This is a genomic window from Desulfopila sp. IMCC35006, from assembly GCF_005116645.1.
Classification (GTDB): domain Bacteria; phylum Desulfobacterota; class Desulfobulbia; order Desulfobulbales; family Desulfocapsaceae; genus Desulforhopalus_A.
Window position 1 is genome coordinate 101,430 of record NZ_SWCM01000015.1, and the last position, 21,545, is coordinate 122,974.

Genomic DNA, 21,545 nt, shown 5'->3' on the forward strand with positions numbered 1-21,545 from the left:
GAAACATTAAAATTGGATGGGTACTTTAAATATGGTAAAGACGCTTTGTGTGATTATGTTCATAACATTCTGGTCTCTTGCCGGCTGCAGTCAAGACCAGGAGAAATCCCCCGAGACAAAACAAGCAGGTGGAACGGTGAAAACAATTGTGGCGGTAGGGGACAGTCTTACTGCAGGCTATGGACTTGATGAAAGCGCCGGGTATCCGGCGCTGCTGGAAAGAAAGCTGCAGGCAGACGGGTATGATTACCAGGTCGTGAACGCAGGAGTGAGCGGGGAAACCAGCAATGGAACGCTGAGTCGCATGGAATGGATCTTGACCCTGGCACCGGATATTGTCTTGCTGGAGACAGGGGCAAATGACGGTCTTCGTGGTGTTGACCCGGAGGTGGCCGAAAAAAATATCCGCAACATCCTGCAGATCCTGAAAGATAAAGATGTGGTGGTCCTGCTGGCCGGGATGAAAATGGTCTGGAATATGGGACCGGCTTATGTGGCAAAGTTTAATGCCATCTATCCTAAGCTGGCAAAAGAGTTTGATGTGGTGTTTGTGCCGTTTTTTTTAGACGGGGTAGCGATGAAAGGCGATTTGACCCTCGGGGATGGCATCCATCCAAATGCGCAGGGATATAAAATAATTACGGATAATCTTTATCCTTATGTCGTGCAGGCAATCAAAAAAAGAACAGAACGATGAAAGATTCCTCCTCAATAACAAAAGCTGCCAATGAAATAATTCTCGAATCCATTTCTGATGGCGTTTTCACCGTTGATCATAACTGGCGCATCATGAGTTTCAACAGGGCTGCCGAAGAAATCACCGGTACCAGCCGGAAGGAGGCCATCGGCCGCTACTGCTGGGAGGTCTTCCGTTCTAATATGTGTGAAGGCAACTGTGCTTTAAAGCGGACCATGAAGGAAGGCAAATCCTTCGTCTCAAGTTCCACATATATCATCAATAACCGGCAGGAGCGGGTGCCTATCGCTGTCTCGACGTCGCCTTTGCGAAATGAGGATGGAGAGATTCTCGGCGGGGTTGAAACCTTTCGCGATCATAGTCTGGTCGAGGAGTTGCGGCGCGAGCTGGTCGGCAACTTCGAAGTCGGTGATATGGTCAGCCGCAGCAAGGGGATGAAAAAAATATTCAATATCCTGCCCCAGGTGGCGGAAAGCGACAGTACCGTGCTGATCGAAGGAGAAACCGGTACCGGCAAGGAACTGATGGCGTCTGCGCTGCATAACCTCTCATTGCGCAAAAAGGAACCTTTTGTCGCGATCAACTGCGGTGCCCTCCCGGATACGCTGCTTGAATCAGAACTGTTTGGCTATAAAGCCGGAGCCTTTACCAACGCCGATAAGGATAAACCCGGTCTCTTTCAGGCTGCCGGGAAGGGAACGATCCTGCTCGATGAAATAGGCGATACCAGCTCCGCCTTTCAGGTCAGGCTGCTTCGGGTGCTGGAAGAAAAAGAGTTCCACCCCCTGGGCAGCGTGGAAAAGATCAAAACCGATACCCGAATCGTTGCCGCCACCAATCGAGACCTGAGTCTGATGGTTGAAAAGGGTCAATTTCGCCGGGATCTCTTTTATCGAATAAACATCATCCGTTTTCAGCTGCCGCCTCTGCGCGAACGAAAGGAGGATATTCCTCTGCTTATTGAACGATTTATCAAAAAAATGAACCACATCAAGGGGCGATATGTGTCCAATGTGAGCAAAGAAGCGATGGCTCTGCTTCTCGCCCATGACTATCCCGGAAACATCCGTGAGCTGGAAAACATCATTGAGCATGGCTTTGTCCTCTGCGCGGAGGGCGAGATAGAGGTAGCCCATTTGCCGGGGTATCTGGCACAGGCTGAAAAGAGTCAGGCTGTGCATCGATTATCCATGGAAGAGAGTGTGAGCCTTAGTGAAAAAGAAAACATTATCAAGGCGTTAAGGAATAATAACTTCAACAGACTTGCCGCTGCAAAAGAGCTGGGAGTGCATAAAAGCACTCTTTTCCGAAAGCTCAGTAAATATCAGATCACCCTGCCGGAAATCGACGGTCGCTCGAGTCGCAAAGAATCTTAGCTGAGTTGCAACGGTGCGACTTTGTATGGTCGCATTGAGTCGCACTGAAGCGACTTGCATCCCTCCAGTACCACTGTTTTTATCCCATCTGTATTCTGTAATATCCCGAATAAATTTATAAAAAAATATTTGCGTTGGAAGTGGCGCGCTCTTTGCATTCTTTTGTGTAATACAGGAAAAGGAGTATCGGCTATGAATGTCGCCATTACCGTATGGGGTAATCGAATTTCACCGGTTTTCGATTCGGCGCAAACTTTGTTAGTTGCCGAAATCCGGGAGAAACAGATTGTTGATAGAAAAATACAGCGGTTTCAGGCAACCATGTTCAGCCGTTGTCTCGGGCTGCTGCAGGAATTAGATGTTCGGGTTTTGATCTGTGGGGCCCTTTGCGAGGGGCCGGTCAGATTGCTCGAATTTCATGGTGTCGAGGTTATCCCTTTTGTTACCGGAGAAGTGGAAGAAATATTGGCATGCTTTGTTGAGGGCAAGGACCTGAAAAAATTTGCCATGCCCGGTTGTGGTCATGCGCGATGCTGTCGGTGGCGGAACGACCTGCCGCTGCAGCAGGAATTAAAAAATAATGTGTGAGATCTTGTAAGAGAGCCTCGCAGTACGTTCGTTGGGCGTGCAGAAAAAGGTAGGAGGGCACCAAAACATGTTGAGTATATTGTTGGTTGGCAAAGATCCTGATGGCTTGGCTGATTTATCCACGGCATTACAGAACGAAGAGGGAATAAGAGTAGACAGGGCTGCTTCCGGACAGGAAGCGTGGGATTTTCTTGCCAATCATCAGGTGGATGTTGCCGTCATGGATCAACAGTTGGCGGACGGGGAAGCACTGCCTTTTGTCAAACAGCTGGTTAAAAAGAACCCGCTTATTAATTGTGCCATGGTGAGTACTCTTGCTGCAGAAGATTTTCATGAGGCAACCGAAGGCCTCGGTGTTTTTATGCAGTTACCGGTGCATCCGGGAAGTGAGGAGGCAGCGAATATGTTGCAGCTGCTACAATCGATAGGCGCACTGATGGCTCAGCAATAAACGCAGGAGATATAAGTAATGATTATCAGCATCGCGAGCGGGAAAGGAGGCACAGGCAAGACAACGGTTGCCACCAACCTTGCCTTGTCCCTTGGTAAAGGCACTCGATTATTGGATTGTGATGTGGAAGAACCCAATGCCCATCTTTTTCTCCATCCGGAGATAACCGAGACAGAAGAGGTGAGCACCGTTATTCCCATTATTGATGATGCTTTGTGCACGGGATGTAAAAAATGTGCAGAAATTTGTCGGTTTCGGGCATTGACGGTGGTCGGTAAAAAAGTGCTGGTCTTCCCCGAACTCTGCCACAGTTGTGGTGGCTGCATGGAGGTGTGCCCGGAAGGTGCCGTTACTGAAGGAAAACGCCAGTTGGGAGTGATGGAATCGGGGCACTGCGGCGAGCTTGGTTTTAGTCAGGGCCGCTTACGTGTCGGGGAGGCGATGTCGCCGCCGCTTATTAAAAAAGTACAAAAAAATCGTAATGATGCCAGTACGATAATTATTGACGCCCCTCCTGGTACTTCCTGTCCGGTCATTGCCGCCATGAAGGGAAGTGATTTCGTATTGATGGTAACCGAGCCGACTCCTTTTGGTCTGCATGATTTGAAGCTTGCCGTGGAGGCCGTGAAAATTTTGGGTATTCCCAGTGGCTTGATTATTAATCGCGCCGATATCGGTGATGATCGGGTGGTTGCATATGCGAAGGAAGAAGGCCTGCCGATTCTTATGGAAATTCCCTTTGATCGGAAGATTGCCGAAGCATATTCCTGTGGCATACCAATTGTCGAGGCGATGCCGGAGTGGAAGAATAAGTTTCGCAGCCTGTATGGCCGGATAGAAAAATTGGTTCCGAGTGGAGGGCAACCTCAATGATTAGAGAATTAGTTATTGTCAGTGGAAAGGGTGGAACAGGGAAAACCAGCGTCACTGCGGCCTTTGCATCCCTGGCACAAAACAGTGTGCTCTGTGACGCCGATGTGGATGCGGCGGACCTTCATCTGCTGATGGCACCGGTGGTGCGAAAAAAAACCGATTTCATGGGTGGCAGTCTTGCGGAAATCAGAAGAGAAGACTGTGTTGAATGCGACAGGTGCCGTGAGCTGTGCCGTTTTGAGGCGATCTCTGCCGACTATGTGGTCGATCCGATAAGTTGTGAAGGCTGTGGGGTCTGTGTTGATCTCTGCCCTGAGCATGCGATCGATTTTCCGGTGCAGAAGTGCGGCGAATGGTTTATCTCCGATACCCGTTTTGGACCGATGGTCCACGCCCGTTTGGGTATCGCTGAAGAAAACTCCGGCAAGCTGGTCAGCCTGGTACGCCAGGAAACGAGAAAACTGGCAGAAGAGAGGGGGTTTGATTTGATTCTCACTGATGGTCCTCCCGGTATCGGTTGCCCGGTGATCGCCTCTGTCGGAGGCGCCGCAGCGCTGGCCATCATCGTCGAACCAACAGTATCCGGTCTGCATGATATGCAGCGGGTTGCTGAGCTTGCCGTGCACTTTAAGGTGCCTGGGCTGGTCTGCGTCAATAAATTTGATCTCAATCTCGAAATGACGGAAAAGGTTGAGGCGTATGGACGGTCACGCAATATGACCTTGCTCGGGCGCATTCCCTTTGATCCGATATTCACAAGAGCGATGATCGAAGGCAAGAACGTAATGGAATATGCGCCGGATTCGCAGGCGGCAGCTGCAATAAACGATGTCTGGGGAAAAGTAATGGCATTCCCGGCCATGAACGTGATGGGAATTAAGGATTTTTCATCAATAATTAAATAAAAAAGTAAAAGGAGTAGAAAATGGCACTTGTACGTATAGCAGTACCTTCAGAAGGACAGGGTGGTCTTGACGGTTTGCGCGCTGGACATTTTGGACATTGTGATGTGTTTACCCTCGTTGATGTTGAGAACGGACAGATCAAGGAAGTCAGCATTCTGGCCAATAAAGAACATGTTCAGGGCGGATGCATGGTTCCTGTACAGTTGCTTGCCGAAAATAAAGTACAGCAACTGGTTGTGGGCGGTATCGGCATGCGGCCGCTGATGGGCTTTAAACAGGTTGGCATAGACGTATTTTATGACGGGGAACGTCGGGAAATTCGTCCGGTTGTTGAAGATATGATTTCCGGCGCCCTGGCAATGATTGGTGACGATCAGGTCTGTGGCGGTGGAGGCGGTCACTGATACTGTTTGCCAAGATTGCTGGCTCCCATACATTGATGGAAGCCAGATAACGGCGATGACAATGAAACCTATGTACAAGGAGATGACATGTTAGTTGCGGTTACGGCCAAAGGAACGAACCTCGCTGCTGAGGTGGATCCAAGGTTCGGCAGGGCACCCTATATTTTGATCGTTGATACGGAGACGATGGACTTCGAGTCTCTTGATAACAGCGAAAATGTCAATGCTTTTAAGGGAGCAGGCATTCAGGCGGCAACTATGGTTGCGGATAAAGGCGCAGAAGTTCTGTTGACCGGCTACTGTGGACCAAATGCATTCAAAACTGTTCAGGCGGCAGGGATGAAGGTGGTCAGCGATGTGGCGGGGACTGTTGAGCAGGCGGTGAAGAAGTTTCTCGCCGGCAACGTTACATACAGTGATAATGCCAATACGGAAGGGCATTGGTAGAGATGTCGTTGAAGGAACAGGGATAATGAACGATCAGGAATTTGATGCACTGGTAAATAAGATTCAGAATGAGGTTTTTACCGAGGCGAAAAGTGCTCTTGGTGAAAAGGGTTTTGACCGTTGGCGCAATCCCAAGTTCTGCGGAGTCATGGAGAATGCCCAGAGTCATGCACGAATGAAAGGCAGCTGTGGCGACACTATGCAGATGTTTCTATCAGTTGATGACGGCCGGGTCACGCAGGTCAGCTATATCACCGATGGCTGCAGCTCCAGTTCCATTGCCGGTTCCTTTACGGCTGAGCTGGCTATGGGCAGGACTTTGACCGAGGTTCTCGATATGACCGGAGCCGATGTCCTCAAAGAAATCGGTACATTTCCAGAGAGCGAGGAGCATTGTGCCTATCTTGCTGTGGGCACCCTGCACGAAGCCGTCAATACTTTTATGGCGGCGCAGGTACAAGGAGAAAAGCAGAGAGCGTAAGCAGGTGCAAGGTGGTGCCGGAATGCAGCTGCTCCGGAAAAATATACCCCCACTTTGCCAAAGAGGGGACGGAAAACCGGGATTGTCCTTTGCACGATTCCGGTTTTTTGTTGCCGTTAATCGTTAATTCTTGAGTATAACTCAAGGAAAACAATCAATACTGATTGACAAGACTCGCCGGTTATGGACATATAAAACCTGTCACTTACTCTTTTTTGATCGGATATTCCTATCTCAATTTCATAAACCTCTGCAAAAGGAGACAGTTATGAAAAAAGACGTGAAGAAGATACTGGCAGGTCTTGGTGTGGCCAGCTTGATCAGTGCAGGTGGAATCTTGCCGGGAGCTGATGCTGCAGGAAGTGGCTGAGGGGCGAAACCCAGCGCAGGTAGCGCTGAAGTAAGCAAGCCCGCCGCGGCAAGTGGCTGAGGTGGACACAAAGCAGGCGCCGTGAGCGCTGACCAGCAAGAAGCTATTGATAAAGCAGCAGAAGAAGCTAAGAAGACTACTGAAGAAAAGGCGAAGGAAGCCATGCCTGATGCCATGAAAGAAATGAAGAAAAAACCCGCCAAAAGTGGCTGAAGCGGTTGACAGTTGAGTGCGGTCTGCACTCTAATTGGTCCTCAGGCCGGGACTCAGCTAAGATCTCGGCCTTGTTTTATATCTCCACGGAGTTTCTGTGCGTAACGAGCTGGAAATTATTTATCCTGTCAGCGCAAAGCTGCTTCCTGAAGGGCTTCCCTGTGTTCCAGCTGCACATCTTGCTGCTTACCTGAAAAACTGTCCGGAAATTTACCCAGAAACACCCTATCTCGCAGATCTTGCGGCAATTGAACTGGCAGCATATACCATGTCGATCCATCCTGTTGCCGTTCCGCACAACGTCAAACAAATAAGAGTGCATCCGGGGTTGGAACTCCTGGAAGTTGCCTGGCTGGGTCTGGTCGATTTGCTTGAAGGGCGCCCAGTCACTCCTGTTCCCGGCAAGGGGTATATTCTGCTTGTCCCGGGCAGTAATGGTGATAGCATCCGAATCTTCAGCGCCAGTAACTATGATCTGCTGGCTCTTAAAATTATTGCCGAGGGAATTGACAGCCACACGGCAGCACGTGCAGCACGGGTCAGTGTCGGCCTGATCGACAATATTGTCTACAGTGCCGGGCAGAAAGGACTGTTGCGTATGCCGCCGTCAAAGATCGTTCGGCCGCAGGGATTTTGTGACGAAAATATCACGGCAGAAAACATGTGTTCGACCCCTTCCTTTACCCTGCAATGGCATATTACGCAAAACTGTGATCTCCATTGCCGTCACTGTTATGATCGCAGTGACCGGATCGCCATGACCCTCGAACAGGGACTGCAGGTGCTGGATGATTTCTATCAGTTCTGCCGGGAGCATCAGGTCTATGGCCAGGTAAGTTTTACCGGGGGCAATCCGTTACTTTTTCCGCATTTTTTTGCCCTTTACCGGGAGGCGGTTGAACGTGGATTCCTTACTGCGGTTCTCGGCAACCCGATGGATAAAACATATCTTGACCGGATGCTCGCAATCAATATGCCGGAGTTTTATCAGGTGAGCCTGGAAGGATTGCCGGAGCACAATGATTGTATGCGGGGGGAGGGGCACTTCGACAGGACCATGGCCTTTCTGCAGCTGCTGCGGGAGATGCATGTTTTCAGCATGGTCATGCTTACCCTCACCAGGGAAAATATGGATCAGGTGCTTCCTCTAGCCGAAAAATTGAAGGACAAGACCGACCTGTTCACCTTCAACAGACTGGCGATGATGGGTGAGGGGGCAGCTCTGGCCTCGGTGGATCCGGCGCTGTATCCGGAATTTCTCGAAAGCTTTATCAGTGCTGCAGCCGACAACCCGGTGATGCGCTTAAAAGATAATCTCTGCAACCTGCACCTGCACCGCCAGGGTTTGCCTCTGCAGGGCGGCTGCGCCGGTGTTGGCTGTGGTGCCGCCTTTAATTTTGTCTCCCTTCTCCCCGACGGTGAGGTCCATGCCTGTCGCAAGATGCCATCTCTGCTCGGCAATATATACCAGAATTCTCTTACCGAGATTTATCATACCCCCCTTGCTGAACGTTACAGAATGGGCAGTTCAGCCTGCCATTCCTGCGCCATACGCCCGGCATGCGGCGGCTGCCCCGCAGTGGCTCTTGGTTTTGGCCGGGACATTTTCACCGAACTCGATCCGTATTGTTTCAAAGAGAATAAGTCATAGCGAAGTGACCGTCGTGTCAACCGGTTGTCGGTTCCCTTGACCTTGCCTGCTGCGTCTTTTGCGGCTGCAGTGGGCAGTAATGCCATATATCACTTTTCAATCCAAAGATCGATTGGTGCTGAATCGCCATATCGACCTGAAGAACTCACCTTTATTTTACTTTCAATTGGTCAAAAAGGATGGATACTGTATAAGTAGAGTCCGCGCGGCGAGTTGTCCGGCGATTTGTAACAGCGCATTTTATATTCCATTCACGATGTGATACAATAAGCCCATGAAAATAGAACAAATCATCAGCCCGGACGGGTATATCAGCGATATTCCCGGCAAAGTCGACGGGACAGATATTCTGCAGGCACGATTTTCCTTTCCCGATGTGTCGGATTATATTCGGGGGGCGATCAGGGAAGAAAAACCATTTATCTTTTCGGGCAGAAGCGGGAATGCCCAGATCGGCATAAAGACGGATCTTTTATCGCCTAAAACCGTTCCGGTGGTCGACGGGATGGATGTGCACCTTGATGGCAAGCTGCAGAATCTTAATCCCCTGCTGGGGGATGCGGTGAAGCTCTTTAAAATCGGCGACGAGATTGGTCGGCTGGTTGTCATGGATCCTGAACTCCGCATCCACGATGTACGCCATTATCTGCACAAACGACTTTTCGTCGGCCGGGAAAATAGCCTGGGCCATTATGACGGGTTTGAGATAAAACAGGAAACTGATCCCGTTACCGGCAAGCAAAGCGATTATATCCTCGCCGACCTGGAACCTTACCAGTATTGTTTTGAGCCAGGGGCACTCAATGAGTCGAGCATTAATGACGTTATCAAAAAAGGACGTCTTGCCCTGGCGAAAATTCGTTCGAGAACCTCGCTGCAATTAGATCAGGCGATGCTGGAGCCGGGTGGCCTCTTTATCGGCGCGATTAAAATTTCTCTTGGCGATATCTACGGAATTATAGACGCAGTGACCGCCCCGGCAGACCAGGATATTGTCCACCTGCCCGCCAGAGTGCTTGATCCCTTCCGCACCTTTCGCGATCGTCAGGTGGAACTCTATCATTTTGGCAAGACACCGGTGCCGCTTAACCGAGTTCGAGTGATAATACGTTTTTTCAGGGCGAAGAATCCGCTGACCGTACCCCTTATCAAAAATAAGGTAAAAGATGGCTACAGGCTCTTCGATCTGTTGACCAATGCCGAAGTGAGCAACCTCTTTCAGTTTGTCGACGAAATGTCGCTGGGGATGATTCTCAATAAGAATAACTTTATACAGATCGCCTCCGCCATTGACCCGCAAGGGCAGGCCCAGCTTGAGATTATCAAAAATGCTGTCGTGGAGAGCACGGCTCGAAAGCCCAAACAGTCTTGCTTAATCGGCGAAAATGGTGAGTTTACGAAAACCCTTGAGAAACTTTCCGTTCTCGGAGGAATCAACAGCCGGGTATTTATTGCCGATACCTTTCCGTCCTCTGAGGTGATTGATGTTCTTCGGACCAGCGGGGTCAGAACCTTTCTTATTAATACTGACAACCCCTCGTTTGAAGATGATTATGTCAAGAAAATGATCAAGCTCACTCATGCGGTTTCCTCGGACTGCGAGTTCTTGCGCTACGATGCGGAAACCGACAAGCTCTATACTTTTTATCACGGCTGTTTTATTGAACCAGACGACCGGGAACGATTCGATGTGGTGCGCTACTGGTTTGCCTTTTACGGGTCGCATACCAAGGAGGCCGATAATCAGCTGACTATCGATCTGATTAACAAGCTTGCCCTGAAATTCGGCTCGCAGATGGGCATTGTCCATGGCGGTGGACCGGGGCTGATGAAAGAAGCCAACGATCTGGCCAGGGAACACAACATAATGAGTGTTGGTGTTGCCATTGACCTGGAGGGAGAACATCAGCTCTCCTTAACCACCTGTGATGGGTTGATTAAATATCGAGAGGGGTTGCGCCTGGCCCGTCAGGATCATCTGCAGAAGCTGAGCAATCTGCCGATTATCAACACCGGTGGCTATGGCAGTGCAGAGGAGCTGTCCATCACCATAACCTCGATGAAACTCCACGAGAATCCGCTGGCCCCGGTCATCTTGCTGGATCCGGATAATCTCTGGGCCGAGATGCAGGCCCAGATTACTGAAATTGCCAGGAATAATTACGGGCCGCAGTTTATTCCCCATCTGGTGAAATCATGCCGTAATGGGGAGGATGCCCTTTCGGAACTGGTGCGATTTTGTCTGGACCCGGATGCCTGGTACCTGGAAAACAACATACCTGAACACAGTATCCAGACGGCCAGGGGCAAATCAAGACGCATCCGCGCGGAAACCCTTTATCAGGGCTACGTGGAAGTCTTCGACAGCCCCAATCCCCGGCTCGCAGACTGACGAAGGCCACCAGTATTGGTAAAGATTGGTAATCTTCGGGCAGCACCAGCTTGCGCCGGGGAAGGCCGCGGTGTCGTCAAAAGTTGAAAACCTTCGCCTCGGCCGCCATGTCAATGAGATGCGGGCCGCCATCGAGGACCATATTGCTGTTAAAATTCGCTTCGTCGAGGTTTCTGTTTTTGGCACAGGGGGTACAGACTCCGGTGGGTACTTCTTTCTCGATCAGATAGGGGAGATAGTCATTGACGCAATCGCCTGTTACTGTTTTCTGGCTTCCGTCTTTTCCTTTTACGGCCCAGTCAACGCCGCTGTCGATCAGAAAGATATTTACTTTATGGTTTTTGGAATGAGCGATTTTTGCAAATTGAAAACATCGGGTTGCTTTCTCGTTATCGTTCGAACTTAATACAAAGAGAAAATTAGCCATGACACCCTCTCCTGAACTGTGTGAATTTAAGATTCAAGTAAGCCTGTTCCTATACGTTAGGAAATATGTCCAGTAATATACCGCAATGGGAACTATTTTTAAAGCGTAATTATATGGTTATGATGAATTCGTTTGTTTGTTCCGGGACCATGGAAATTCACGTATAATATACTCTGTTATTTTGTTATTACATTGTGGCACATCGAGGTTCTGTGGAGCTGTTGCACAAGCGGATAGTTGTATGGCGAAATTGGCTGAGCCTTCCTGAAAAAAAACAGACCGGGGGAAACTGATGGTGTTTGGAAGCTGCATGGAGAGGAGAGTGGTCCTGGGTCTTAAAAAAAGTGTGAGAGCCTGATACTCTATGACAAATCTATCATCAGGGCCGGCTCTCTCAGAGGTTCGGAATATCGGCGGCTGGCTGGCAGTTTTGGGCTCGGCCTTCTTTTTTTACCTGGCCACGGTCATTATTCGCTGGGCTGCTCGTTATGTGGAGATAGCCTCTGCCTACTTTGTTTTCAGCCGTTTTTTACTGGGCTTTATCGTGGTCGTTGCGACCATGCTGCTTCGCAGGCAACACCTCGCCCCCCGGCGATACCATTACCTTGTCGGCCGAACGATAGCCAATACCGTTGCCGTGTTCTGCTTTTACAAGGCAGTGGAAGTGGGAACGGTCGCGGAGGCCAATATTCTTAATATGACGTATCCTTTGTTTGTTGCGATTTTTTCCTGGTTTTTTCTACGTGAACAGCGTGAAGTCTTTTCCCTGGTTATCGTGGCGGTGGCTTTTGCCGGGGTGTGGATGTTGTTGTCACCGGGGGAAATCAACATAAGGTGGGCAAACCTGTGGGGACTCTGTTCAGGTATCACCGCCGCGTTCGCCATGGTATATCTCAATATCAGCCGGCGTTACCATGATTCCCAGACCATACTTTTTTTTATGTTTGGTCTGGGGACAGTGCTTATGTTGCTCTTTTTTCATGATGCGATCTTCTGGCCCAATGCCACTGAACTTTTTTTTCTCCTGAGCTGTTCGGTTGTGGGTGTGCTGGGCCAATATCTGCTGACCTATGGATTTTTGTATGTGACCGCAGTGAATGGTTCCATCATCTCGTCCAGCAGGATATTGATGGCTGCCCTGCTTGGGCCATTGCTGGTGGCTGACCCACAATTAACTTTTGGCGGCTGGTGTGGTGCTTTGCTGATCTTTGCCGCCAACGCGGCGCTTGCCCTGAGGCGTTCGTGAACTATTATTCCCTTGATAAATTATCCATTCCGAATTAATTGGCACCACTAAAGCAAACAGAACCCGGCGGGTAAAAGGGCGTTATCGCCCAGCGGGGACACTCGATTAATAGCGCAATGCATCTGAGTCTGCAGCCATGAATGAGAAGACCTTTTTTGAACACCTCCTGAAAGTGATTGAGCATTACCGTTCAGGACAGCGAAGTGGAAAATTTCTCGATTACCACAGTCCTGCAGAATTGAAGAGAATTCTGGATCTTGAACGTCCGGAAAAGACGGGAGACTGGACGGAAATTTTGCACTGGATTGAGACCTATCTTGCCTATTCTGTAAAAACCGATCACCCGGCATTTCTCAACCGGATGTGGGGCGGTGCCAATCTTCCATCTATAGTCGGAGAACTAATTGCCGCGTTGACCAATGCTTCCGCCTGTACCTTTGAGTCGGCGCCTGTTTCAACCATCCTTGAAAGATATATGATTGATCAGATGCTTGATCTGGTCGGCTTTGTACAAGGTGAAGGGCAGATGACCACCGGTTCGAGCAATGCCAATATGATTGCCATGATGGCAGCAAGAAATAATGCGAACCATTCGGTAAAGCAGTCCGGGCTTTTTGGGCAGCAGAAACTTTTTGCCTTTGTCAGTGCAGATGCGCATTACTCGATGGATAAGGCGGCAAATATTTTAGGTATAGGCACTGATCAGCTGATTAAAGTGCCGCTCGATCGGTATGGCGCCATGGAGCCGGACGCTTTGGCGTCAGCCATCGGCAGGGTCCTGGTCAGTGGCGGTCTGCCGTTTTTTGTCGCGGCAACTGCCGGAACAACGGTTCGTGGCGCTTATGACCCCATAGAACCGCTGCTGGACCTCCGGCATGAATATGGTTTCTGGCTCCATGTGGATGGTGCCTGGGGCGGGGCCGCGGTACTCAGCACAACCCTCAAACAAAAATTCCTGGCCGGTCTGCAGGGTGCCGATTCTTTTACATGTGATTTCCATAAGATGCTTGGTGCCTCGTTGATGTGCAACGTCCTGTTGATAAATAACCGAAGCCACGCCTTGCGGGCTACTCTCAGTGCGGGGGACGGCAGTTACCTCTTTCGGGACGAGCACAACGCCGAAACGGAAGATCTGGGTGTCGCCTCCTTGCAGTGCGGGCGGAGGGTAGACAGTTTAAAATGGTTTCTGGATTGGAAATTTTTCGGCCGGCAAGGTCTGGCATGCAGGGTGGAAAGAAATCTTGAGCTCTGCGAATATGCAGAAAGCTGGGTCAATGAGAGCACAGAGTTGGAAATGGTGGTGCCACGGACCTCGTTCAATGTATGTTTTCGTTTCAAGGTGCCTCAGGAAAAAAGCAACAGTTTTAACTTAACTCTTCGTAATCGGCTCTATCAGGAAGGGAGGAGTCTGGTTGGTATCGCCTATATCGATGGGGATGTGGCGATGCGGTTGCTGGCTGCCAATTCTTCTGCCGGGAAAACGGATATCGATACTTTTTTTAATAATGTACTGCAAACCGGCCGGGACCTGCTCAAGTGATCTGGCAGCCCTGTTGAAAAAAAGAGAGCAGAGATTCGGCGCCGACTGCCATCTTTGCAAATAGCGTGAAAGTCAGCTAGAATAATGCACAATATTTATTTACAGGGATGGGATGCAACCCATTTTCACAGGTCAACAGTATCAGGTAGCTTTTTATGGGAAAATCATTTCAGGAACAGTTGCTGCAATTGGGGTTGGTCGATAAAAAAAAGGCCAGCGAGACCAAAAAAGAACAGCATCAATCGAAGAAACAGCGTTCGAAATCCGGCAAAAAAAATATTGTCGTCGACGAGAATGTTCTTCTTGCGCAGCAGGCTGAGCAAAAGAAGAAGGATCGAGCTCGAAAGTTAAACCTGCAGCGGGAAGCAAAACTGCAAAAAAGAGCGGAAGATGGTCTGGTGAAGCAGTTGGTTGAAGACCACCGTCTGGCAAAAGACGATACTGGCATAGCCTACCGTTTTTCTGTTGCCAGCAAGATCCAGCGTATCTTTGTCACAAAAGAAACTGCGGAGAAACTGAGCGATGGCCGTCTTGGTATTGTCGGGATTGCCGATCAGTTTGATGTTCTTCCCCGGCGTATTATTGAGAAGATCCAGTCTGTGAGCGACCGGGTTTTTGTCTCTCTTAATTCTGCAACGGCACAACAGGATTCCGACCCGGAAGACCCGTATGCAGGTTTTGAGGTTCCGGATGACTTGATGTGGTGATGGTAACCGTTGCCCAGCGCCCCATTTTCGTCCGATCAGGCCCCCGTGCATAGCTAACTATGGCACGGCGGCCTGCTTGAACGAACTTGGAGCACTTGTTGAACGGTTCCTGATCAGGCTATTGAGGTTCCTGCTATGCTCCGGGGATCGATACTGTTGAGGGACCCTATTTCGCGGTCACTATCGGAAGCAAACTGATTTCAATGGATTTTGGTTTGGCCTGGATGTTGGCGATTTTGCCATGAATGGTGATCGTTTTGGAGCCGGTCTTGGCTATAAGTGGATCAAGCTCCTGCAGGGTCACTGGAAATTCTCTGTCGTTGAGCAGCGCAACCAGCTCCTGGCCGATGTCGGCATCTGAACCGGGAGTGCTGGCAGAGACATGTTTCACCAACGGTTTGATATAGAGGACCTGTTTCTTTGCATCATAGCGAATTGCAGCATCGGTCCTGAAATCAAGCTCGACGGATCCCACTTTCAATTTTATTTCATGCCCGGAAATATCGGTAACGAGGGCCAGGTTTGTTCCTGTCAGATGAAGGCGGCAGGCGAGATGGTGGTCTGTCAGGCGGAGTTCGCTGATACTGATAATCTGTATATCGCCCTGGATTGCTTCCGAGTGGGCATCAATGCGCAGCGGCAGGACGGCTGCGGCAGCTTTGGTTATGACGGCCTCCGGTAGATTCAGGGTGATGAAATCCTCTGCCAGGAGTCGACTGGGCAGAATCGCCAGAGAGAAGATGCTCAAGAGAAAAAGAACTGATAATTTTTGTACCATAATGGTCCTCATAGTGATTGCTCGTTCAGGTGTTTGTACATTGCGTTACTAGTAACGGCTGAAAAAAATAGTGCACGCCATAAAATGGCTTTCTGATAAATGCGCTACCGTACATTATTACTCTACTTTTCTGTTGTTGTAGACAGAATTCGTCGTTCTCACTGTTCTTGCCATGGAACCAACAATTACCGTTCGCTCAGACTGTCATATAACCGGCATCGATTGTGCTCTCGAGAAGGAGTTGAAAAGGAGGCTGACTATTGACAATCCGCAGTATGCCGCCGCCAAAAAATATGGCCGCTGGGTGGGGAAAAAAATTAAACCCCAGCTGAAATATTATGACCCTGTTCCCGATGGACTTCGCTTCCCGCGAGGTTTTGCCAACCAGGCAGTGCTATTATGCCGTCAATTTACCGGCAAGGATCCGATAATAGTCGACAACCGACGCCTGCTCCCGGAAGTTGATTTTCAATTTGACGGTATCTTGCGGCCTTATCAGGAGGAGGCCGTTGCTGTAGCGCTAAAGAAGTCGTTCGGGGTTATCGAGGCAGGTACCGGCAGTGGGAAAACAATCATGGCGCTGGCCCTGATCGCTGCGCGACGTCAGCCCACTTTTGTGGTAGTGCACACCAAAGAACTTTTATATCAATGGCATGAGCGGGCCAGCCAGTTTCTCGGTATGGAGCCGGGATTGGTGGGGGATGGCAAATTTGTTGTTGCGCCTTTGACCATAGGGATAGTCAACAGCGCCGGAAAACGGGTGGACGAACTTGTGCCACTGTTTGGACATCTTATCGTCGATGAATGCCACCGGGTACCGGCATACCTTTTTGCTGATGTGGTTTCCAGATTTGACTGTCAGTATCTGCTCGGGCTTTCTGCCACTGCCTATCGCAGCGATAATGAGATGACCAAGCTGATTTATTTTTTTATGGGGGATCGACTGCATCGAGTCGACCAGGACGAACTGAAGTCAACCGGTGCAATCCTGGCCCCTGAGGTCATCCGTTCGATCACCTCTTTCAGCTACCGGTATCGCGGAGATTATCAGGCCCTGATCAAGGCGCTGGTGCAGCACGAAGGGCGAAACCGGCAAATCTTAAACGATGTCCTGAAAATTGCCCGCGAACCCGGCAAGGGGACTGTTCTGGTCGTTTCGGATCGGGTGAGCCATTGCCGTTTTTTTGCGGAAAAACTGGAGCAGAAAGGTGTTAAGGTGAAATTGCTCCATGGGCAGCTTGCCCCGGAGGCCAGGCAGGAAATTGTCGAGGCGGTTCAGGCCGGTACGGTTGAGGTGCTCGTGGCCACGCTGCAGCTCATCAGCGAAGGATTTGACTGTCCCGGGCTTGCCACTCTTTTTCTGACGACGCCGATAAGTTTTGAGGGACGATTGCTCCAGGTTATCGGTCGAATAATGCGTCCGGCGGAAAATAAACGGGCCCGGGTCTTTGACTATATCGATGAAAATGTGCCGACCCTGCTTCGCTCGGCCCGGGCGCGCAGTCTCGTTTTAACGCAACTTTAATGGCTTATGGGAAAATCATGGTTATAATGCCATGTAGATGTGGCCCTTGTGTTTAAAGTAATTGTGGGGTATGCTATAAAATTTTCAACTCGAAATGTTTGTATCGAAGGCACTGCTGATTGCGGCATGTGCTTTTTTTGTTTGTATAACCAGGTGTTTACGCCTCAGTATTGCAGTGGGGAATAAAGCCGTAGTAGTCGGAGGCCTTACGGGCACAAGATGGAACAAAGTAAAATTCGTAATGTGGCAATTATCGCGCATGTTGATCATGGTAAGACAACGCTGGTGGATCAGCTTTTTAAACAGTCCGGAATGTTCCGTGATAACCAGCAGGTGTCCGAGCGACTGATGGACTCGATGGATCTCGAGCGCGAGCGTGGTATCACCATTACTGCCAAGAATGGCTCATATAATTACCAAGATTACTGGATCAATATCATTGATACTCCCGGACATGCTGACTTTGGTGGTCAGGTAGAGCGTGTTCTTCGTATGGCTGATGGTGCGCTGCTTCTGGTTGATGCCCAGGAAGGTCCAATGCCCCAGACGTATTTTGTGCTGAAAAAGGCCCTCGAAAACAATCTGCCGGTCATCGTCGTCATCAATAAGATCGACAAACCTGCTGCCCGTTGCGAGTGGGTCGTGGATCAGGTATTTGACCTGTTTGTAAAACTCAATGCTCCGGATGAGATTCTTGATTTCCCCGTGGTTTATGCCTCAGCCAAAAACGGTTATTCCCTGCTTGATCCGGAAGATCCGGTTGAGAATGGCGGCAGCATGGTCCATATTTCCCAGATGATCGTTGATCACACCCCCGCACCTGTTGGCTCCAGCGCGGAACCACTGCAGATGCAGGTCGGTACTATCGATTATTCACCCTATCTGGGCAGACTCGGTATCGGTAAAGTGGTCAATGGCACGATGCAACTTAATCAGCCGATCGTTGTCGCGCGCCGGGATGGCTCTATCAAACCGGTGCGTATTTCCAAGATTTTCCGTTTTGAATGCGATGAGAAAATTGCCGTGGAATCGGCGGGAGTCGGAGAAATTGTGGCCGTGGCTGGCATGGAGGATGTGACGGTCGGGGTGACTTTTACCGATCCGGAAGATCCACGCCCCTTGCCGCTTGTCACCATCGATCCGCCGACTATTTCGATGAACTTCATCCCCAACGATTCCCCTTTTGCCGGCAAAGAGGGGAAATTTGTAACCTCCCGCCATATTAACGACCGGCTGCAGCGTGAAATCCTTGCCGATGTGGCATTGCAATATGAACCTCTCGAGGATGCGGTGGGGTTTAAGGTTTCCGGCCGCGGGGAGTTGCACCTGTCAATTCTCATCGAGAAAATGAGGCGGGAAGGGTATGAGTTGCAGGTGACCCGGCCCCAGGTTATCCTCCGACATGATGAGAACGGTAAGGTCCTGGAACCTTATGAAAAACTCACCGTCGATGTAGACGAGATGTATCAGGGGGCGGTCATCGAAAAACTTGGTAAGCAGAAAGGTCAGCTCGAGGAGATGAACAGTGCCAACGGGATGGTCCGGATGGTGTTCAATATTCCAACGCGCGGCCTGCTCGGCTATCGCTCCCAGTTTATGACCGATACCAAAGGAATGGGCATGATGTCCTATGTCTTTTCCGAATATGGTCCATACGCTGGAGATATCACCAACAGAATAAGCGGTGTGCTTTTGGTTAAAGAACCTTGCGTCGCCGTAGCCTTTGCCTTGTTTAATCTGCAGGAACGCGGCAAGTTGTTCATCCATCCCGGTGCACCTTTGTACCCCGATCAGATCATCGGAGAATGCAGTCGGTCGTCTGATTTGGTTGTGAATCCGGCGAAAGGGAAAAAATTGACGAATATGCGGGCATCCGGAACCGACGATGCAGTTATTCTGACTCCTCCGGTCACCATGTCCCTGGAAGAGTGTATTGCCTATATAAACGACGATGAACTGGTCGAGGTAACCCCGGAGTCGATTCGTCTTCGCAAGAGATCAGGGCAGAAAGTAAGGAGGTAAGATCCTTATGAAGGAAATACTCACTCTGGTGGGAGCCGGACTGGTCGGGCTTGCCACCTTCGCGTTCATCGCCAAGAAATTCGGCAGCAGCTGCACCCCCTGAATGATGATCTATGGATCCATAGGTATGGGTCTTTTGGGCTACTGGTTGCTCAGGACTGTTTTGTAGTGACTTGAAAATAATTCTCTTGTGTTCTTTGCAAGAGGATTATTTCTTGCTCTTGAAATAATCCGCCAGGATCAAGCCATGATCAAAGGCCAGGAGCGGCAGTGTATCCTGACCGAAAAGTTCTGCCCGCTTCGCATCGTCACCCGCACAGGGGGAGCCTTCGGCTCTGCCGATAAAAACGGTTGAGGCGGTGTGGCCACGCGGGTCGCGGCCTGGATCGGAATAGGTGTGAAACTGATGCAGGTCAAGGATTTTGAGGCCGGTTTCTTCTTCGGCCTCCCGCAGGGCGGCGTTCTCGTAGGATTCCCCGTAATCGACAAAACCACCGGGCAGTGCCCAGCCGTAGGGCGGATTCTTCCGTTCTATAAGTACGATCTTGTTGCCGATCTCGATTATTATATCGACGGTCGGTGTCGGGTTTTTGAAGGTTTCAATTTCAGCCTTGCAGTGCGGACAGTGCATATGATTCTTCTTTAGTTTGTTGTTATATTTCGGTAAGTGCCCGAATCTCTTCCCAATTGGCAACCGTTTGCAGGTTGTGCCGGTCTCTGTTCCATGGTTGCGTAAAGACAAAGGGCATGATCTGTTCACGTGCAAGCTGCTTGCAGGTTTCAGCCCGATCATCAATGAAATATTTCAGACTATGCTGATGAATGTAGCGAATCTTATCGTTATGATCGCCGGTAGCAACCACCCTGATGTTTTTTGTCGCTTTTTTGCTGAAAAAACGATCGAGCCAGTCAAAAACCGGCTTGTCAAGCGGGCGAGCGGTGATGATGGTTACCTGCGAAGTGAGGGTGAATTGTTCGAGACATTGCACGGCTCCGGGCATTGGGCGTAGCTGTGTGGCGAGGGAATCGGTGAGTATGTCGGTAAATATTTTTTCCACCTGGACGCGAGGGATATCCAGGCAGTGTTCCAGTTCGAAGTTGGTTATATCTTCCTGGCTGAAAGAGCAATGTCCATAATGAGTGCAAGCCAGACGGATGAATGCTTCGGCTGTGTCGGCGATGACCCCGTCGAAATCAAACCCTATTTCCTGAATGGCGATGTTGGTCCTGGGTGGGACACGAAAGCTACTGTCGAACATAACTGGTTTCAAGATCTTTTATCTGCTGGCAGAGAAGGCTGTTCTCCGGAGTATCGATGCCCGTAATGTGTCCCAAAGCAACAAGAGCGCCGTTGATGGCATCGATTTCTGTTCGCCTTTTTTTACGCACATCCTGGAGCATTGAAGAAACATTTTTCGCCGTCTTGCTGCAGACCATGCGGGTGGCCTGATAGGGATCATCCATAATCGGAATGTCTTTTTTTTCGGCAATCTGCATGGCCTCGTCAATAGCGGCCTTCATACGTCTATCGATTCCCGGCAGAGTTAATAACTCACCGTTGTTGCAGTCGAGGATTGCTGTCAGGGCATTGATTCCGGCATTTACAAACAGTTTCGCCCAGAGCCTGGTGAGAATATTGTCGGTGAGATGGGTGTCCAGCCCTCCAGCGGAAAAGACCTCACGGGTCTTTTGTAAGAGTTTTACCGCCTGCTCGTTTGGAGGAGCAAGAAAACCAAGATAGGTTGTCCCGCTTCCTGCATGCCGTACCTGACCGGGGCCAAGCAGGGTGGCACCTTCAGTGGTGGTCCCGAAGGCGGCTGTGGCCTTGTGCTGATGCGCCTTGAGATCCAGATGGCTGATACCGTTCTGCAGGAAAACCAGCAGTGTGTTTTTCGATAGAATCGGTTTGCAGAATTCCAGGCTGTTGATGACATCGTAGGATTTGACGCAAAGAATCACTATGTCTACAGGATCAAGCAGCTGTGGGTCGGAGACTGCAGCAACCGGAAACCTGAGCTGCTCCTCGGCAAGGTGATAAGTGATCCCTTCTTTGGTCAACTGGCTGGCGCGGGCGGCATTATGATCAAGGATTGTCAGTCGATCATGGTCGCCCATTCCTTTTATGATAACGGAACTGAGCAGACAGCCAAGCGCGCCTGGACCAACCAGTAGAAACTGCATTGTGTGCCTTTAGTGAATTAGAAAAACGTCTCTTGCGCACTTTGCAAGAGGCGTTTTTCGTGAATGAACTTATACCCGTCAAGCGAGTACTGAAAAGAGTCCCGCAACGCTTCTTGGCGGGATTATCAGCCAGCCGTCAGTCTCTTGCGCACTTTGCAAGAGGCGTTTTTCGTGAATGAACTTATACCCGTCAAGCGAGTACTGAAAAGAGTCCCGCAACGCTTCTTGGCGGGATTATCAGCCAGCCGTCAGTCTCTTGCGCACTTTGCAA

General features: G+C 50.1%; 22 protein-coding genes. 17 read left to right on the forward strand and 5 right to left on the reverse strand.

Going from position 1 to position 21,545, the window contains the following annotated elements; all coding sequences use genetic code 11:
* The first annotated feature begins 55 nt into the window (after window positions 1-55).
* The 12 genes from FCL47_RS20345 to FCL47_RS20395 all read left to right on the forward strand — a co-directional run bounded on the left by FCL47_RS20345 (window position 56) and on the right by FCL47_RS20395 (window position 10,848).
* Complete coding sequence (locus FCL47_RS20345) at window positions 56-697, forward strand: arylesterase (RefSeq protein WP_205747387.1); 642 nt, start codon at window positions 56-58, stop codon at window positions 695-697.
* Entirely contained in the window at window positions 694-2,073 is a 1,380-nt protein-coding gene (locus FCL47_RS20350; protein ID WP_136815555.1) for a sigma-54-dependent Fis family transcriptional regulator, read from the forward strand. The genes FCL47_RS20345 and FCL47_RS20350 overlap by 4 nt, the downstream gene beginning before the upstream one ends.
* 192 nt (window positions 2,074-2,265) lie before the next feature.
* Complete coding sequence (locus FCL47_RS20355) at window positions 2,266-2,661, forward strand: NifB/NifX family molybdenum-iron cluster-binding protein (RefSeq protein WP_136815556.1); 396 nt, start codon at window positions 2,266-2,268, stop codon at window positions 2,659-2,661.
* 67 nt (window positions 2,662-2,728) lie between these two features.
* A complete protein-coding gene (locus FCL47_RS20360) occupies window positions 2,729-3,112 on the forward strand; it encodes a response regulator (RefSeq protein WP_136815557.1) in 384 nt (127 codons plus the stop codon).
* Between the two features lie 18 nt (window positions 3,113-3,130).
* On the forward strand, window positions 3,131-3,985 hold the full coding sequence (locus FCL47_RS20365) for an ATP-binding protein (protein ID WP_136815558.1): 855 nt from the start codon (window positions 3,131-3,133) through the stop codon (window positions 3,983-3,985).
* A complete protein-coding gene (locus tag FCL47_RS20370) occupies window positions 3,985-4,890 on the forward strand; it encodes an ATP-binding protein (protein WP_136815581.1) in 906 nt (301 codons plus the stop codon). The genes FCL47_RS20365 and FCL47_RS20370 overlap by 1 nt, the downstream gene beginning before the upstream one ends.
* Window positions 4,891-4,910: 20 nt before the next feature.
* Window positions 4,911-5,294, forward strand: coding sequence for a NifB/NifX family molybdenum-iron cluster-binding protein (locus tag FCL47_RS20375; RefSeq protein ID WP_136815559.1), 384 nt, complete (start codon window positions 4,911-4,913; stop codon window positions 5,292-5,294).
* An 87-nt stretch (window positions 5,295-5,381) separates the two neighbouring features.
* Window positions 5,382-5,741, forward strand: coding sequence for a NifB/NifX family molybdenum-iron cluster-binding protein (locus FCL47_RS20380; RefSeq protein WP_136815560.1), 360 nt, complete (start codon window positions 5,382-5,384; stop codon window positions 5,739-5,741).
* Between the two features lie 25 nt (window positions 5,742-5,766).
* Complete coding sequence (locus FCL47_RS20385; RefSeq protein ID WP_136815561.1) at window positions 5,767-6,222, forward strand: iron-sulfur cluster assembly scaffold protein; 456 nt, start codon at window positions 5,767-5,769, stop codon at window positions 6,220-6,222.
* Window positions 6,223-6,490: 268 nt separating this feature from the next.
* Entirely contained in the window at window positions 6,491-6,910 is a 420-nt protein-coding gene (sbtA, locus tag FCL47_RS24620; protein WP_141107125.1) for an SbtA family thio(seleno)oxazole RiPP natural product precursor, read from the forward strand.
* On the forward strand, window positions 6,903-8,456 hold the full coding sequence (sbtM, locus tag FCL47_RS20390) for a thio(seleno)oxazole modification radical SAM maturase SbtM (RefSeq protein WP_136815562.1): 1,554 nt from the start codon (window positions 6,903-6,905) through the stop codon (window positions 8,454-8,456). Before sbtA ends, sbtM begins: the two co-directional genes overlap by 8 nt.
* 274 nt (window positions 8,457-8,730) lie before the next feature.
* Window positions 8,731-10,848 carry an LOG family protein gene (locus FCL47_RS20395; protein ID WP_136815563.1) on the forward strand — a complete coding sequence of 706 codons (2,118 nt, stop codon included), beginning with the start codon at window positions 8,731-8,733 and terminating at the stop codon, window positions 10,846-10,848.
* A gap of 76 nt (window positions 10,849-10,924) precedes the next feature.
* On the opposite strand, the gene FCL47_RS20400 is transcribed toward FCL47_RS20395, so the two are convergent.
* On the reverse strand, window positions 10,925-11,275 hold the full coding sequence (locus FCL47_RS20400) for a DsrE family protein (RefSeq protein ID WP_136815564.1): 351 nt from the start codon (window positions 11,273-11,275) through the stop codon (window positions 10,925-10,927).
* Between the two features lie 364 nt (window positions 11,276-11,639).
* On the opposite strand from FCL47_RS20400, the gene FCL47_RS20405 reads away from it, so the two are divergent.
* The 3 genes from FCL47_RS20405 (at window position 11,640) to FCL47_RS20415 (ending at window position 14,768) form a co-directional block, all read left to right on the forward strand.
* Entirely contained in the window at window positions 11,640-12,521 is an 882-nt protein-coding gene (locus tag FCL47_RS20405) for a DMT family transporter (protein ID WP_136815565.1), read from the forward strand.
* A 136-nt stretch (window positions 12,522-12,657) separates the two neighbouring features.
* Window positions 12,658-14,061 carry a pyridoxal-dependent decarboxylase gene (locus FCL47_RS20410; RefSeq protein ID WP_136815566.1) on the forward strand — a complete coding sequence of 468 codons (1,404 nt, stop codon included), beginning with the start codon at window positions 12,658-12,660 and terminating at the stop codon, window positions 14,059-14,061.
* A gap of 155 nt (window positions 14,062-14,216) precedes the next feature.
* Complete coding sequence (locus FCL47_RS20415) at window positions 14,217-14,768, forward strand: DUF2058 domain-containing protein (RefSeq protein ID WP_136815567.1); 552 nt, start codon at window positions 14,217-14,219, stop codon at window positions 14,766-14,768.
* 166 nt (window positions 14,769-14,934) lie between these two features.
* Here FCL47_RS20415 and FCL47_RS20420 read toward each other — a convergent pair whose 3' ends face one another.
* Window positions 14,935-15,546: a hypothetical protein gene (locus tag FCL47_RS20420; RefSeq protein WP_136815568.1), complete on the reverse strand. Its 612-nt coding sequence runs from the start codon at window positions 15,544-15,546 to the stop codon at window positions 14,935-14,937.
* A gap of 172 nt (window positions 15,547-15,718) precedes the next feature.
* Between FCL47_RS20420 and FCL47_RS20425 the strand changes: the two genes are divergently transcribed.
* Both FCL47_RS20425 and typA read left to right on the forward strand, forming a co-directional pair.
* Window positions 15,719-17,071, forward strand: a complete 1,353-nt coding sequence (locus tag FCL47_RS20425) for a DEAD/DEAH box helicase (RefSeq protein WP_136815569.1) — start codon at window positions 15,719-15,721, stop codon at window positions 17,069-17,071.
* A gap of 219 nt (window positions 17,072-17,290) precedes the next feature.
* Window positions 17,291-19,093, forward strand: a complete 1,803-nt coding sequence (gene typA, locus FCL47_RS20430; RefSeq protein WP_136815570.1) for a translational GTPase TypA — start codon at window positions 17,291-17,293, stop codon at window positions 19,091-19,093.
* Between the two features lie 208 nt (window positions 19,094-19,301).
* On the opposite strand, the gene FCL47_RS20435 is transcribed toward typA, so the two are convergent.
* Genes FCL47_RS20435 through FCL47_RS20445 form a run of 3 tightly spaced genes read right to left on the reverse strand, consistent with a single transcriptional unit; the run spans window position 19,302 to window position 21,274 of the window.
* On the reverse strand, window positions 19,302-19,724 hold the full coding sequence (locus tag FCL47_RS20435; protein WP_136815571.1) for an NUDIX hydrolase: 423 nt from the start codon (window positions 19,722-19,724) through the stop codon (window positions 19,302-19,304).
* Window positions 19,725-19,746: 22 nt separating this feature from the next.
* Complete coding sequence (locus FCL47_RS20440; RefSeq protein ID WP_136815572.1) at window positions 19,747-20,352, reverse strand: hypothetical protein; 606 nt, start codon at window positions 20,350-20,352, stop codon at window positions 19,747-19,749.
* On the reverse strand, window positions 20,339-21,274 hold the full coding sequence (locus FCL47_RS20445; RefSeq protein ID WP_136815573.1) for a ketopantoate reductase family protein: 936 nt from the start codon (window positions 21,272-21,274) through the stop codon (window positions 20,339-20,341). Before FCL47_RS20445 ends, FCL47_RS20440 begins: the two co-directional genes overlap by 14 nt.
* Window positions 21,275-21,545 lie beyond the last annotated feature (271 nt).